Below are 13,780 nucleotides of genomic sequence, written 5' to 3'. Positions count from 1 at the left end.
ATGATCCGTAACGGCCTTGTGGACTCCATCGGCAATACCCCTCTCATTCGTCTGAAGCGCGCCTCCGAGGAGACCGGCTGCGAGATTCTCGGCAAGGCCGAGTTTCTCAATCCCGGCCAGTCGGTGAAGGACCGCGCGGCGCTCGGCATCATCAAGGACGCGGTGGCCCGTGGCGCGCTGAAGCCCGGCGGCGTCATCGTCGAGGGAACGGCTGGCAACACCGGCATCGGCCTCGCCCTCGTCGCGGCGCCGCTCGGCTTCCGGACGGTGATCGTCATTCCGGAGACCCAGTCCCAGGAGAAGAAGGACATGCTGAAGCTCGCCGGCGCCACGCTGGTGGAGGTTCCGGCCGTGCCCTATTCCAACCCCAACAATTACGTGAAGCTCTCCGGCCGCCTCGCCGAGGCCATGGCCAAGACCGAGCCGAACGGCGCCATCTGGGCCAACCAGTTCGACAACGTCGCCAATCGCCAGGCCCATATCGAGACCACCGGCCCCGAGATCTTCGAGCAGACCGATGGCAAGGTGGACGGCTTCATCTGCGCCGTGGGCACGGGCGGCACGCTCGCGGGCATCGCCATCGCCCTGAAGGAGCGCAACAAGGCGATCCAGATCGGCCTCGCCGATCCGCCCGGCGCGGCGCTCTATTCCTATTACACCACCGGCGAGCTGAAGGCGGAGGGCTCCTCCATCACCGAGGGCATCGGCCAGGGGCGCATCACCGCGAATCTCGAGGGCGCGCCCATCGACACCGCCTTCCTGATCCCGGACGAGGAATCGGTGCCGGTGGTGTTCGACCTGCTCCAGCATGAAGGCCTGTGCCTCGGCGGCTCCTCCGGCGTGAACGTGGCGGGCGCCGTCCGCCTCGCGAAAGAGATGGGACCGGGCCACACCATCGTGACCATCCTTGCCGACTACGGCACCCGCTATCAGTCCAAGCTCTTCAACCCCGAGTTCCTGCGCTCCAAGAGCCTGCCGGTGCCGGAGTGGCTGGAGCGCACGGTCGAGGTGCCCAACGTCTTCGTCTGAGCCTTGGGAGCAGGATTGACGGGGGAGGCTTGACGGCCGCGCCCATCCGGCAGAGACGTGCGCGCCCCGGCCCGATGGGACCTGAATTCGGCCGGCCAAGAGCAACACTCCGAGAGAGGCCCCATGAGCGCATTCCCCGTCGATACGCCCGACAGCCCCTTTGTCTCCACCGAATGGCTTGCGGCCAATCTCGGCGCGCCGGACCTCGTGGTGGTGGACGCCTCCTGGCACATGCCCGCCACCGGGCGCAGCGGCGCGAAGGAATATCTGGAGCGGCACATCCCCGGCGCCGTGCATTTCGACATCGACACCATCGCCGACCATTCCACCGATTTGCCCCACATGCTGCCCGATGCGCACAGCTTCGCGGTGGCGGTGGGGGCGCTCGGCATCGGCGATGGGCTGCGCGTGGTGGTCTACGATTCCACCGGCCTGTTCTCGGCGCCCCGCGTGTGGTGGACCTTCCGGGCCTTCGGCGCGAAGGACGTGAAGCTGCTGGACGGTGGCCTGCCCAAGTGGCTGGCCGAGGACCGCCCGGTGGAGGACGGGCCGGTGACCCGCCGGCCCGCCGTCTTCAGCCCGCGCCTCGACCATTCGCGGGTGGCGGACATCGAGCAGGTGGACCGCGCGCTCAAGAGCGGCAGCGCACAGGTGCTGGATGCCCGCCAGGAAGGCCGCTTCAAGGGCGAGATGGCCGAGCCGCGGGAGGGCCTGCCCTCCGGCCACATGCCCGGCGCCTTCAACCTGCCCCACGGCCGGCTGGTGAAGGATGGCCGCCTCGTCTCCCCGGACGAGATCCGCAAGGTGGTGGCGGACACGGGGCTGGACCTCTCCCGCCCGGTCATCACCTCATGCGGCTCGGGCGTCTCGGCGGCGATCCTTTGGGTGGGGCTGGAGCTGATCGGCAAGACGCCCCAGGCGCTCTATGACGGCTCGTGGACCGAGTGGGGCGCGAGCGGCAAGGACATCGCCGTCGGCTGACCGCGCTCCCGACGGCCGGTCGCATGCCTGGACGCGGGGCCCCGGAGCTTCTGGGACTGTCCCCGCGGCCTCGCGCGCGGTGCGATGAAATGTGCTCATCTGCGCCCGGCGCCATCGTCCGGTTTGTCGGAGGCTTCCGGCAACCGAGCGTGGCGAAGCCTGCGGGCGCAGGACGAGCTGCGGAAAATCGCCTGTCACGACAATGCAATGCACAAAATACCATTGTCGCAGCGCACAAAAATTGAGAGCAAGCCACGCGATTTTCTGCCATGCTTCCACCAACGGGTGGGGGGCAAAGCGAAGATGCTTGTTGAAGGCTTGTCGCCGAAATGGGCGCGATCCTGGCTCATGGATCACGCCTTCCCGCTTTGGTGGACCGCGGGCGCGGATCCGAAAGGTGGATTCCACGAGAAACTGGACCTCAATGGTGCTCCGGTTCCAGCGCCCCGCCGCCTGAGGGTCCAGGCCCGGCAGATCTATGTTTACGCGGAAGCCGGCCGGCTCGGCTGGGATGGGCCGTGGCAGGACGCTGTCCGCCACGGTGTCGATTTCCTGCTCCGCGCCTATCTGAGGCCCGATGGCTTGTTCCGCACGCTGGTGGCTCCCGACGGGACGGCGCTGGACGAGTCCGTGGACCTCTACGATCAGGCGTTCGTGCTCTTTGCCCTGGCGCAGGCCTACGACGTCCAGGGCCGCCCCGCCGCCCTGCGGGACGCGGCGGTGACCCTGCTTGCGCGGCTCAGGGAAACACGCGGCCATCCCGCCGGCGGCTTCGAGGAGGCGCAGCCACGCGTCCTGCCCCTGCGGTCCAACCCGCACATGCACATGCTGGAAGCGACGCTCGCGTGGGTGGGCTTCGGCGGCCCGACGCCGTTCGCCGAGGTGGCCAACGCCATCGTCACCCTCGCCCTGACCTGCCTGATCGACCCGAGGACCGGCGCCATCGGCGAATATTACGATGGCGACTGGCGCTTTGCGCCCGGTCTCGAAGGCCTCGTCCGCGAGCCGGGGCACCAGTTCGAGTGGGCCTACCTGCTGGATCTCTCCGCCCGCGTCCTCGGCCGGGACATCGGCGATGCATCAGAGCGTCTCATGGCGTTCGGCTCCGCCCACGGCATCGACCATGCCAGCAAGGTCGCGGTGTTCGCGCTGGACGCGGACGGCGCGGTAACCGACCCGACTGCGCGCCTGTGGGCGCAGACGGAGCGCCTGCGCTCGGCGCTGGTGCTCGGCGGGCCCGATGGTGGGCGCTGGGCCACGGATCTTGCGGAAAGTGCCGAGGCCGTCGCGCGTTATCTTGAAATGAAGGTGCCCGGCACCTGGCGCGACCGGCTGCTCCCCGACGGCAGCTTCGTGGAGGAAGCCGCGCCGGCCTCCTCCTTCTACCACATCGTTTCCGCCTTCAGCGTCGTCTTGCGACAGGCCTGAGGCGCCACTCGCAGCAAGGGCGCGGGGGACCCGTATCGGGGCCCCACGCCCTTCGTCCGTCACACGCGATGATAGGCGTCTTCCAGGCGCACGATGTCGTCCTCGCCGAGGTAGGAGCCGGTCTGTACTTCAATCAGCTCCAGCGGAATGCGTCCGGGGTTGGCGAGGCGATGGACCTGGCCCATGGGAATGTAGATCGACTCGTTCTCGTGGACCGTGAACTGGCGTTCCGGCAGGGTCACCTCGGCCGTTCCGCGCACTACGATCCAGTGCTCGGCGCGATGATGGTGCCTCTGCAGGGACAGGACGCCCGCGGGCTCGACCACGATCTTCTTCACCTGGAACCGGTCGCCGCGACAGACCGTCTCGTAGGTGCCCCACGGGCGATGCACCGTGAGGTGCTCGTCGGCCTCGGGACGATTGGACTTCTTGAGCGCGGAGACGAGGCCCTTCACGTCCTGGCTGCGATCCGAAGGCATCACGAGCACGGCGTCATCCGTCGCAACCACGGACACGCCCTCAAGGCCGATGCAGGCGACGAGCGGGCCATCTGAGCGCACATGAGCGTCCTTGCAGTCCTGGAGGACCACGGCCCCCTTCACCACATTGCCGTTCCCGTCGGTCGCGCCGATCTCCTGCACCGCGTCCCACGAGCCCACGTCGGACCAGGTGAATTCCCCCCGGACCACCGCCGCCTTCTCGGTGTGCTCCAGAACGGCAAAGTCGATGGATTTAGCAGGCGCCGCCTGGAACGCCGCCGCGTCGAGACGGATGAACCCGATGTCCTCGCTGGCGAGTTCCACCGCAGCCGCGGCGTTGGCCGCGATCTCCGGCTCGAAGGCCGCCGCTTCCGACATGAGCAGCCCCGCCGGAAACAGGAAATTGCCCGAGTTCCACAGGTAGCCCAGGTCAAGGTAGCGCTGCGCCGCCTCCGCATTGGGCTTCTCGACGAAGGAATCGACGGCATACGCCCCCGCGACGCCCAGCGGCTCGCCCAGCTTGATGTAGCCGTAGCTGGTGCGGGGCGAATCGGGCGCAATACCGAAGGTGACGATGTACCCAAGCGCGGCAGCATCCGCAGCGACGGCCACCGCCTCGCGGAACTTCTCGGGCTCGAGAACCACATGGTCCGAGGCCAAGGCGAGCACGGGCGTGTCCGGCCCGTAGCGGCGCGCGACGTAGGCCGCGGCGGCGACCAGCGCCGGCGCGCTGTCCCTGCGCGCAGGCTCGAGAATGATGGTGGGCTTCAGGCCCAGCCGCGCCGCCTGACGCTGAGCATAGAAGCGATAGTCATCGTTGGTGACAATCACAGGCTCATGAAAGTCTGCGCCCGGAGGAGTTCTGAGGAGCGTGTCCTGAAACAGCGTAAACTCTGAAGTCAAAGCGATAAATTGCTTGGGCAGCGCATTGCGCGAGAGCGGCCACAGGCGGGTTCCCGTGCCACCAGCGAGAACGACGGGGACGATTTTCATCTCAATCCTCGCAAGAGAACACTTTGCAGGCCCGGGACATCGCGGGCAAAGCTACAATTGACACACTGCACCTAGGCCGTCCAGCGTCGGGCACCCTGCGACCTTTAGCCCCCTCGGCGGACAGGCACCGGCCCTGAATTTTTGGCCCGCCACAACCGAATGATATAAATTTTTGCATTGCAGCAGAACACGTCTTGGCCTATGACCAAAGACGGATAAATGACCAAATGCGGTCGCCACGGAGGCCGGAGCGTGGCCATGTTGCGGTTCGTAAGGAGGTTCGTTGCGGGCCAAGGTAGAGTTGCCCCGACATTGCGGGACCTACTTATGTACCTCAACGAAATCCACTGGATTTTGACGGGCCTTTATCTTTTCTTCAGGGACCGCTTATTGGGCTTTACTTGCGCGACTCGACCGCCCTCAGGGATATTCCATCGATTGCAAGGCCGCCAGATTGCGCAGTTAAAGTTGCAAGTATCCAAGTTTTAAATCCGGCAAAATGTTCGCCTTTTACACGCATTCAACACTCTTAAACTCATATCCAGTTGGTTTTCACCACTGAGGCTGGCGGCATCCGCGACTGAGGGATCCGACCGGATGGCGCCGAGCCCTCTGCTGCGAGAGCAGTGCGGAGGCCTGACCGCCGAGGCTTGAGCGAAGGGGCAGCTTTTGTCGGAGATTGGAACAGACCAGATCCGGGTTGCGGTCCAGCCGCGCCCCCGAAGCGGGAGCTTTGGGGTCATGCCTCCGCAGGTCGTCTCCATCCATACGTCCGCCCCTGAGACATCTGCCCCTTTCACCGCGCGTCGCAGCGTCCGCTCTTTCGATGAAGGCTCCCGCGCCGCGCGCGAAGCCTCTGCCGGCGGCACGACGCGCCTGCCGCCCGCATCCCGAGCAACGGAGCGCGCGGCAACGCCGCGTGCCGCCTCTTCTCTTGCGGCGGGAGAGGCCCGCCGGTTCTTTCCCATCACCACTGGAAGATGCGCCGAGCAGCGGCCTGCCCTGCCCGGCCGCACTGTCGCCCCCGGAGCAGCGCCCGGACCGGTCCAGCGCCTCCGCAGACGCGGCACCGGGTTCGTCGGCAAGATATCGCCCACCTGAGGTAGAGGCCGCACCCCGGTTTCATGAAGCCGAGGGTGCTCGATTTTCTTCTGTTATTAGACCATCGGCGAGGAAGACATGAACTCCAAGGTCCCGTCCAACGGCAAGGTCGCTCTGCTCACCGGCGTTACCGGCCAGGATGGCGCTTATCTCGCGGACCTGCTGCTCGGGAAGGGCTATACCGTCCACGGCATCAAGCGGCGCTCCTCTTCGTTCAACACGGGGCGCATCGAGCACATCTACCAGGACCCGCACGATCCTGATCCGCGCTTCATCCTGCACTACGGCGACATGACGGATTCGACGAACCTCATCCGCGTCGTCCAGCAGTGCCAGCCCGACGAGATCTACAACCTCGCCGCCCAGAGCCATGTGCAGGTGTCGTTCGAGACCCCGGAATACACGGCCAATGCCGACGCGGTGGGCGCGCTGCGCCTGCTGGAGGCGATCCGCATCCTCGGGCTGGAGAAGAAGACGCGTTTCTACCAGGCCTCCACGTCCGAGCTCTACGGGCTGGTGCAGGAAGTGCCGCAGTCGGAGAAGACCCCCTTCTACCCGCGCTCGCCTTATGCCGCGGCCAAGCTCTATGCCTACTGGATCGTGGTGAACTATCGCGAAGCCTACGGCCTGCACGCCTCCAACGGCATTCTCTTCAATCACGAGAGCCCGCTGCGCGGCGAGACCTTCGTCACCCGCAAGATCACGCGCGCGGCGGCCGCCATCAAGCTCGGCCGCCAGCAGAAGCTCTACCTCGGCAACCTCGACGCCAAGCGCGACTGGGGCCACGCCCGCGAATATGTGCGCGGCATGTGGCTGATGCTGCAGCAGGACGAGGCCGACGACTATGTGCTCGCCACCGGCGAGACCACCCCGGTGCGGACCTTCGTGGAATGGGCGTTCGAGGACGTGGGCATCCAGCTCGAATGGAAGGGCGAGGGCATCGACGAGAAGGGCATCTGCAAGGCCACCGGCAAGGTGCTGGTGGAGGTGGACCCGCGCTATTTCCGCCCCACCGAGGTGGACCTGCTCATCGGCAACCCCGCCAAGGCGCATGCCAAGCTCGGCTGGACGCACGAGACGCCAGTGCGCGAGCTCGCCCGCGAGATGGTGCGCGAGGACCTGCGCATCATGGAAACGTCGATCATCATGAAGGAGGCCTGAGATGGCCGCCTATTCTCTCGCGGGCAAGAAGGTGTGGGTGGCCGGCCATCGCGGGATGGTCGGCTCCGCCATCGTGCGCCGGCTGGCGCGCGAGGGCTGCGAGGTGGTCACCGTCTCCCGCGGCGAGGTGGACCTGAAGAACCAGGCCCAGGTCTCCGCCTGGGTGGAGAAGACCAGGCCCCAGGCGGTGTTCCTGGCGGCGGCCAAGGTGGGCGGCATCCTCGCCAACGACACCTATCCGGCGGACTTCCTGTACGACAACCTGATGATCGAGGCCAACATCATCGAGGCGTCCTACCGGGCGGGCGTGGAGAAGCTGCTGTTCCTCGGCTCCTCCTGCATCTATCCGAAGTTCGCCGAGCAGCCGATCGTCGAGGAATCGCTGCTGACCGGTCCGCTCGAGCCGACCAACGAATGGTACGCCATCGCCAAGATCGCAGGCATCAAGCTGGCGCAGGCCTATCGCCGGCAGCACGGCTGCGACTTCATCTCCGCCATGCCCACCAACCTTTACGGGCCGGGTGACAATTTCGACCTCACGTCGAGCCACGTGATGCCGGCCCTCCTCCGCAAGGCGCATGAGGCCCAGCGGCGCGGCGACAGCGAGATCGTCATGTGGGGCACCGGCACGCCGCGGCGGGAGTTCCTCCATGTGGAGGACTGCGCAGACGCCTGCGTGCATCTCATGAAGGTCTATTCGGACGACATCCACGTCAACGTGGGCTCGGGCGACGACGTGACCATCCTGGAGCTCACGCAGCTGGTGTGTGACGTGGTGGGCTTCAAGGGCCGGATCGTCCACGACCTCACCAAGCCGGACGGCACGCCGCGCAAGCTGATGAGCGCGGACAAGATCCGCGGGCTGGGCTGGTCGCCGTCCATCTCGCTCGAGGACGGGATCCGCTCGACCTTCGCGTGGTTCCTGGACAACGCCCTCGCGGCCGAGAGGCAGTGAGGGCTCCAAGATGGCCAAGATCCTCATCGTCGCCATGAACTATACGCCGGAACTCACCGGCTGCGGCCAGTATACGGGGGACCTTGGGGCGGCCATGCGCGAGAAGGGGCATGAGGTGGAGGTTGTCACCGCCCCGCCCCACTATCCGGGCTGGCAGGTGAAGGCCCCGTACCGGAACCGCTACAGCACCGAGCAATTCAAGGGCGCCACGATCCACCGCTGCCCTGTTCTCCTGCGCCAGAAGATGGGCGGCATCTGGCGGCTCATCGCCCCGGTTTCGTTCGCCCTCACCTCGGCGCCGAAGACCCTGTGGCGGGCGCTCGCCTGGCGCCCGGAGGTGGTGCTGGTGGTGGAGCCGACCCTGTTCTGCGCGCCCGTCGCGCTGCTGGCCGCGAAGGCGGCCGGGGCGAGGTCGGTGCTTCACGTGCAGGATCTGGAGGTGGACGCGGCCTTCGCGGTCGGCCACCTCGGATCGGCGGGGCTGCTGAAGCGGCTGGCATTCGCGTTCGAGCGGGCGTGCCTTGCGGGCTTCGACCGGATCGTCACCATTTCCAACCGGATGGCGGAGCGCCTTCGGGAGAAGGGGCTTTCGCAGGACAAGATGGTGGTGATCCGCAACTGGGTGGATCTCGACCATATCCGTCCGCTGCCGCGCCAGACCGACTACCGGACCGAGCTGGGCCTGCCGCAGGACGCCTATGTCGTGCTCTATTCGGGCAACATCGGTCCCAAGCAGGGGCTCGACGTGGTGGTGGAGGCGGCGCGCATCCTGAAGGATGACGGGCGCATCTTCTTCGCCATCGCCGGCGAGGGGCCGTCGAAGGCCGAGCTGGTCACGCGGGCGGAAGGGCTGCCCAACGTCCGCTTCCTGCCGTTCCAGCCCTATGAGCGGCTGCCGGCCTTCCTCGGCACGTGCGACCTCCACGTGCTGCCGCAGCTTGCGAGCGCGGGCGATCTGGTCCTGCCGTCCAAGCTCGGCGGAATGCTGGCCAGCGGCCGTCCGATCATCGTCGGCGCGGAAGCAGGAACCGAGCTTGCGGTGTTTCTCGACGGCGCCGCGACCATCGTCGCTCCCGAGCAGCCGCAGGCGCTCGCGGACGGGATCCTGGAATGCCTCGCGGCCGGCTTTGGCCCGGAGGCTCAGGCGCGCACCGCCGCGCTGGCCCGGAAGCTGTCCCGCCCCGACGCGATGAACGAGCTCGAAGCCGCCTTCCTGAGCCCGGTCACCGGAGCGGCGGGCGGCGACGTGGTGCCACAGCGCTGACGGCTCCGACCGGTCGTCGCCGGCCGAAGCCGACGGCGTGCGAGCGAGGACGAAAAGGAAGCCCGCCGGATCATCCGGCAAGGACCCGTGGACAGGACGCCCTGGAGAATTACGGACGTGAACGAGCTTGCCAAGGACACCCCGGCCGATCACGAGCCCATTTTTCAAGACCTCTCCCGCTTCCGGGTGGAGCCGGGCTTCCGCGGCCGTTCGGGGCTCGTCGTGCTGGCGTGGCAAATCGTGCAGGACACGCTCTTCGCGTGGTCGCCCCAGCCCGCCTATGGCTGGCGGCGGTTCCTGCTCCGCCTGTTCGGCGCCGAGGTGGGGACGGGCGTGGTGATCCGGCCCACGGCCCGTGTCACCTATCCCTGGAAGGTGAAGCTCGGCAACCATTGCTGGATCGGCGACCACACCGAGCTCTACAGCCTCGGGCCCATCACGATCGGCAACAATGCGGTCGTCTCGCAGAAATCCTATCTGTGCGCGGGATCGCACGACCCGTCCGACATGACCTTCCCGCTCACCAATCCCCCCGTGGTGGTCGAGGATGAGGCGTGGATCGCCACTGACTGCTTCCTCGCCCCAGGCGTGACCGTGGGACGGGGCGCGATCGTCGCCGCGCGCAGCACGGTGCGGACCGACATTCCACCCGGAACCGTCGCCGCCGGGACTCCCGCCACCGTCCGCAAGATGCGCGAACGGCCGACGCGGGGGCTGGCCGGCGCGGCCCGCCCATGACCTCTTCCGCCCGAGACTGCGTGATCGGCACCAGCGGAACGCTCCGCGGCACGATCCATCCAGGAAAGCCCCGATGACCACCGCAAGCGGCAAGCCGATCAAGACCGTCCTCTTCTCCTACCTGCAGCTCTCCAACGTGGGCTGCGAGATCATCATCCGCGGCACCATCCGGTTTCTCGAGCGGGCGCTGCCCCAGTACGACCTGCGCTTCGTCGTTTCGAGCTACGCGCCGGAGCGGGACAGCGAGATCATGGCCGACCTCCCCCACGTGGAGGTGATCCCCATGCTCTCGTGGAAGCGATACCTGCGGGCCATCCTGCGCCAGACCAAGCGCTTCGACCGGTTCTGGTCGCCGCGCTTCAGCTCCAGGGCGTTCGCCCGGTCGAACCTGTTCGTTTCCGTGGGCGGCGACATCTACACCATCTTCGACGGTCGCCTCCCGGACGACTGGATGGGCTACGAGGCGTTCGCCACGCGGCACCGCATTCCCAGCATCATGTTCGGCGCGAACATGGAGAAGTTCGAGGTCCTTTCCCCCGCCGACCGCGCTCTCCTCGTCGCCCATCTCGACCGTTTCCGCCTGCTCGCCGTGCGCGACCGCAAGACCGAGGATTATCTCGCCGCGCATGCGGTGAAGGCCCCGACCGTGGTCTATCCCGATCCGGTCTTCTCCCTGCGGCCGAGCACCGTCGTCCGCCCGGGCAAGATCCGGCGGATCGGCCTCAACCTGTCGCCCCTGGCGGTGGAGAAGTTCGGCCCGGGCATCGTCGACACCTATGCGAAGCTGGTGAGCGAGCTGATCAAGGCCGGCTACAGCTTCGACTTCATCCCCCATGTCTATTCGACGGACGGGGACAAGGGCCTCGACGACCGTTTCGTGCTGCATGACATCTACCGGAAGGTCGATCCGGCGCTGCACGGGTCGATCCGGCTCCGCGACGACGCGCTGGGCTTCAACAAGGTCAGCGCGGCCCTGTCCGAGGTGGATCTGGTGATCGCGGCCCGCATGCACTGCTGCCTGAACGCGCTGACCCTCGGCAAGGCGGTCTACTTCCTGGAGTACAGCGTCAAGGCGAAGGCCATGCTCGACTGGGCGACCAGCGAGACGCCCTATTCGGCGGCGCGGGACGCCTACGCCACCGTTCCGGCGGACACGCTCACCCTCGCCGGCGTCCAGGAGCTCATCGCCCGCGTCGAGGATCTCGGCACGCGTCACCCGGACGGCATCGCCGTGGACCTCGACCCCCAGTTCGCCACCTCTCCCATCTGGGGCATCATGGCCAAGGTGGCGCTATGAGGATCGCCTACATCCTCAGCCCCTATTGCTATTACACCAACGTATTCAGCGGCGTGGTGGTGCAGGCGCGGTGCTGGATGGAGGCGCTGCAGGCGCTCGGGCACGAGGTGTGCCTGGTGAGCGCCATGTCGCCCATCGACTGGAAATCGTTCGACGTGGTGCATCTGTTCCAGCACGGCTCCTGGTGCGACAGCCTGCTGGACGACCTCGCGGCCCTGGGCGTGCCGACGGTCCTGTCGCCCATCATCGACCCGCCCCGTCCCTACGGCCGTGTCGCGGCGCTGGTCTCCCGCATTCCCTTCGAGCGGCTGCGCCTGCAGCAGAACCAGCGCCTGCTGCGCAAGTATGGCGGCAGCTGCACGCGCATCCTCAGCCGCTCGACCCTGGAACGGCAATCGCTGGAGGCGGTGGGCGTGCCGCCGGGCAAGATCGTCAACGCGCCCATCAGCATGAGCAAGGATTGGGCGCTCGACGAGGCCACCATCACCGCCGCGCCGCGGAACGGTGCGGTGCTGCATGTGAGCCATCTCGCCCAGCCGCGGAAGAACGCGCGCCTGCTGATCGAGGTCGCGATGGAAAAGGGCTTTCCGCTGCGGCTCGCCGGCTCGCTGTCGGACCCCGCATTCGCCTCCTGGCTGAAGCAGGTCGAGGCCTCCCACCCGAACATCACCTACCTCGGGCGCATTTCCGACGCGCGCATGCTGGAGGAGATGCTGGCCTGCTCCGTCTTCTGCCTGCCGAGCCTTTATGAAGGCGTGGGACTGGTGGCGCTGGACGCGGGCTATTGCGGCGCCAACCTGGTGGTGAGCACCGCGGGCGGAACGCGCGACTATCTCGGCGAACATGCCTTCTATATCGACCCGCACGACCGGGCCGGCCTGGGCGACGCGATCCGGCGGGCGCTCGATCTGCCTTTGCCCAATCTCGAGGTCCACCGGCACGTGGAGCGGGAGTTTTCCAAGCTGGGCAGTGGTCGCAAGCTCGAGGCCTGCTATGCCGACATGCTGCGCTGACCGAGAGCATCTTCGAGCGACGCGGATACCGCTTCGCGTGAAGAATATGCGTCATGCCAAAGACTTGGAGCGCTTCCTCGCTTCCACGAAACGGGGGAACGCTATCGTCCCGGCCGGCGCGGAATGCTGCCCGGCGCCCACCTTCGCCCCGGCGCCACGGGGCGTGGGCGCCTGGCGCCACCGCACGCCTGCGTCGCGTTTCAAGAGGACATGATCCGATGGTGAGGCCCAAGGTCCTGCTCATCTCGTTCGCGCCCGATCATTCCTCGGGCGTCAACCGGGTGCGCGACTGCGCCGGGAGCGCCTTCGATCTCGAGGTCTACGAGACGGACGCGAACAAGGTGCACGAGACGGTCGTCACGCGCATCTTCTCACGAATCCCGCGCCTGTTCATGGCGCTGCTGCGCTCCGATGCGGACGTGTTCTGGGCATGGGGGCTCGACGTCTGCTTCATCGCCTCCCTCGCGGCCATGCTGCGGCCCGGCACGAAGCTCATCTGGGACATCACCGACATCAATCCCCGCCTGCTGGCGGGGGGCTGGAAGGCGCGCATCCTGCGGGCGGTGGAAAATCTGCTGCTGCGGCGCGCCGATTTGCTGTTCCTGTCCTCGCCGGCCTTCTACGCCCACTATTACGAAGGGCACATTCCGCGGGACAAGGTGGTGGTGATCGAAAATCTCCTCCCCGGATCGGCCCCGGCGTCCTTCCCCCCGCCCCCCGAAGAGGGGCCGTGCGTGATCGTCTATTCGGGCATCTTCCGGGCGCCCGCCGTGCTCCACGTCGTGCGGCAGGTGGCGGAGAGGATGAAGGGGCAGGTCGAGTTCCATCTCCACGGATACCCCGACCGCAACTTCCCGTCCGACGCGTTCGAGGCGGCGGTCACCGGTTGCGAGGCGGTGCAGTTCCACGGCCGCTTCAAGCCGGAGGACCTGCCCGGCTTCTTTGCCGGAGCGCATTTGAGCTGGGGCTTCGTCGATCCCGATGCGAACGACAACGAGCGCTGGCTGCTGACCAACCGGATCTACAACGGGGTGGCCTTTTCCCGGCCGGTGCTGGCCAATTCGGACACCTATTGCGGCGAGGTGGTGCAGGAGCGCCGCATCGGCGCCACCTGCCTGCTCGAGGCGGAGGCCATCTGCGCCCTCATCGGCGACCTGATGGCGGATGGCAGGGCGCGCTATGGCGCGCTGGCGCGGGAGATGCCGCCGCCGGCCACGGCCTATCTCGCGGGCCACTATCGCAAGGCCATCGAACGGATGCTGGGCCTTCGCGCCCCCGACGGACACCCCGCCTCTCCGACCGAGGAAGCGGGGATGCTGCCGTCCTGAACGAGAATGACCG

At 67.0% G+C, this 13,780-nt stretch carries 12 protein-coding genes; 10 read left to right on the top strand and 2 right to left on the bottom strand.

Annotation, left to right across the window (positions count from 1 at the left end; translation table 11 throughout):
• Both V5F59_RS08560 and sseA read left to right on the top strand, forming a co-directional pair.
• Positions 1-1,029 carry a cysteine synthase A gene (locus V5F59_RS08560; RefSeq protein WP_393981984.1) on the top strand — a complete coding sequence of 343 codons (1,029 nt, stop codon included), beginning with the start codon at positions 1-3 and terminating at the stop codon, positions 1,027-1,029.
• 123 nt (positions 1,030-1,152) lie between these two features.
• Entirely contained in the window at positions 1,153-2,010 is an 858-nt protein-coding gene (sseA, locus tag V5F59_RS08555; RefSeq protein WP_393981985.1) for a 3-mercaptopyruvate sulfurtransferase, read from the top strand.
• Between the two features lie 194 nt (positions 2,011-2,204).
• Here sseA and V5F59_RS08550 read toward each other — a convergent pair whose 3' ends face one another.
• Positions 2,205-2,360, bottom strand: coding sequence for a hypothetical protein (locus V5F59_RS08550; protein ID WP_393981986.1), 156 nt, complete (start codon positions 2,358-2,360; stop codon positions 2,205-2,207).
• On the opposite strand from V5F59_RS08550, the gene V5F59_RS08545 reads away from it, so the two are divergent.
• Entirely contained in the window at positions 2,359-3,438 is a 1,080-nt protein-coding gene (locus V5F59_RS08545; protein ID WP_393981987.1) for an AGE family epimerase/isomerase, read from the top strand. The genes V5F59_RS08550 and V5F59_RS08545 overlap by 2 nt on opposite strands.
• A gap of 59 nt (positions 3,439-3,497) precedes the next feature.
• Here V5F59_RS08545 and V5F59_RS08540 read toward each other — a convergent pair whose 3' ends face one another.
• Complete coding sequence (locus tag V5F59_RS08540) at positions 3,498-4,910, bottom strand: mannose-1-phosphate guanylyltransferase/mannose-6-phosphate isomerase (RefSeq protein WP_393981988.1); 1,413 nt, start codon at positions 4,908-4,910, stop codon at positions 3,498-3,500.
• A 1,179-nt stretch (positions 4,911-6,089) separates the two neighbouring features.
• Here V5F59_RS08540 and gmd point away from each other — a divergent pair.
• From gmd to V5F59_RS08505, 7 genes are all read left to right on the top strand, one after another.
• Complete coding sequence (gene gmd, locus V5F59_RS08535; RefSeq protein WP_393981989.1) at positions 6,090-7,172, top strand: GDP-mannose 4,6-dehydratase; 1,083 nt, start codon at positions 6,090-6,092, stop codon at positions 7,170-7,172.
• 1 nt (position 7,173) lies between these two features.
• Positions 7,174-8,127 carry a GDP-L-fucose synthase gene (fcl, locus tag V5F59_RS08530; RefSeq protein WP_393981990.1) on the top strand — a complete coding sequence of 318 codons (954 nt, stop codon included), beginning with the start codon at positions 7,174-7,176 and terminating at the stop codon, positions 8,125-8,127.
• A 10-nt stretch (positions 8,128-8,137) separates the two neighbouring features.
• The gene (locus V5F59_RS08525) at positions 8,138-9,391 is read left to right on the top strand and encodes a WcaI family glycosyltransferase (RefSeq protein ID WP_393981991.1); all 1,254 of its coding nucleotides are present in this window, start codon (positions 8,138-8,140) and stop codon (positions 9,389-9,391) included.
• A gap of 117 nt (positions 9,392-9,508) precedes the next feature.
• On the top strand, positions 9,509-10,129 hold the full coding sequence (locus tag V5F59_RS08520) for a putative colanic acid biosynthesis acetyltransferase (protein ID WP_393981992.1): 621 nt from the start codon (positions 9,509-9,511) through the stop codon (positions 10,127-10,129).
• A gap of 73 nt (positions 10,130-10,202) precedes the next feature.
• Positions 10,203-11,426, top strand: a complete 1,224-nt coding sequence (locus V5F59_RS08515) for a polysaccharide pyruvyl transferase family protein (RefSeq protein ID WP_393981993.1) — start codon at positions 10,203-10,205, stop codon at positions 11,424-11,426.
• Positions 11,423-12,439, top strand: coding sequence for a glycosyltransferase family 4 protein (locus V5F59_RS08510; RefSeq protein ID WP_393981994.1), 1,017 nt, complete (start codon positions 11,423-11,425; stop codon positions 12,437-12,439). The genes V5F59_RS08515 and V5F59_RS08510 overlap by 4 nt, the downstream gene beginning before the upstream one ends.
• Before the next feature lie 218 nt (positions 12,440-12,657).
• On the top strand, positions 12,658-13,767 hold the full coding sequence (locus V5F59_RS08505; protein ID WP_393981995.1) for a glycosyltransferase: 1,110 nt from the start codon (positions 12,658-12,660) through the stop codon (positions 13,765-13,767).
• The last annotated feature ends 13 nt before the right edge of the window (positions 13,768-13,780 follow it).

Origin of the sequence: Xanthobacter nonsaccharivorans, from assembly GCF_043194755.2 — a bacterium.
Classification (GTDB): Bacteria; Pseudomonadota; Alphaproteobacteria; order Rhizobiales; family Xanthobacteraceae; genus Xanthobacter; species Xanthobacter autotrophicus_G.
This window is presented reverse-complemented; position numbering and strand designations above follow the sequence as displayed.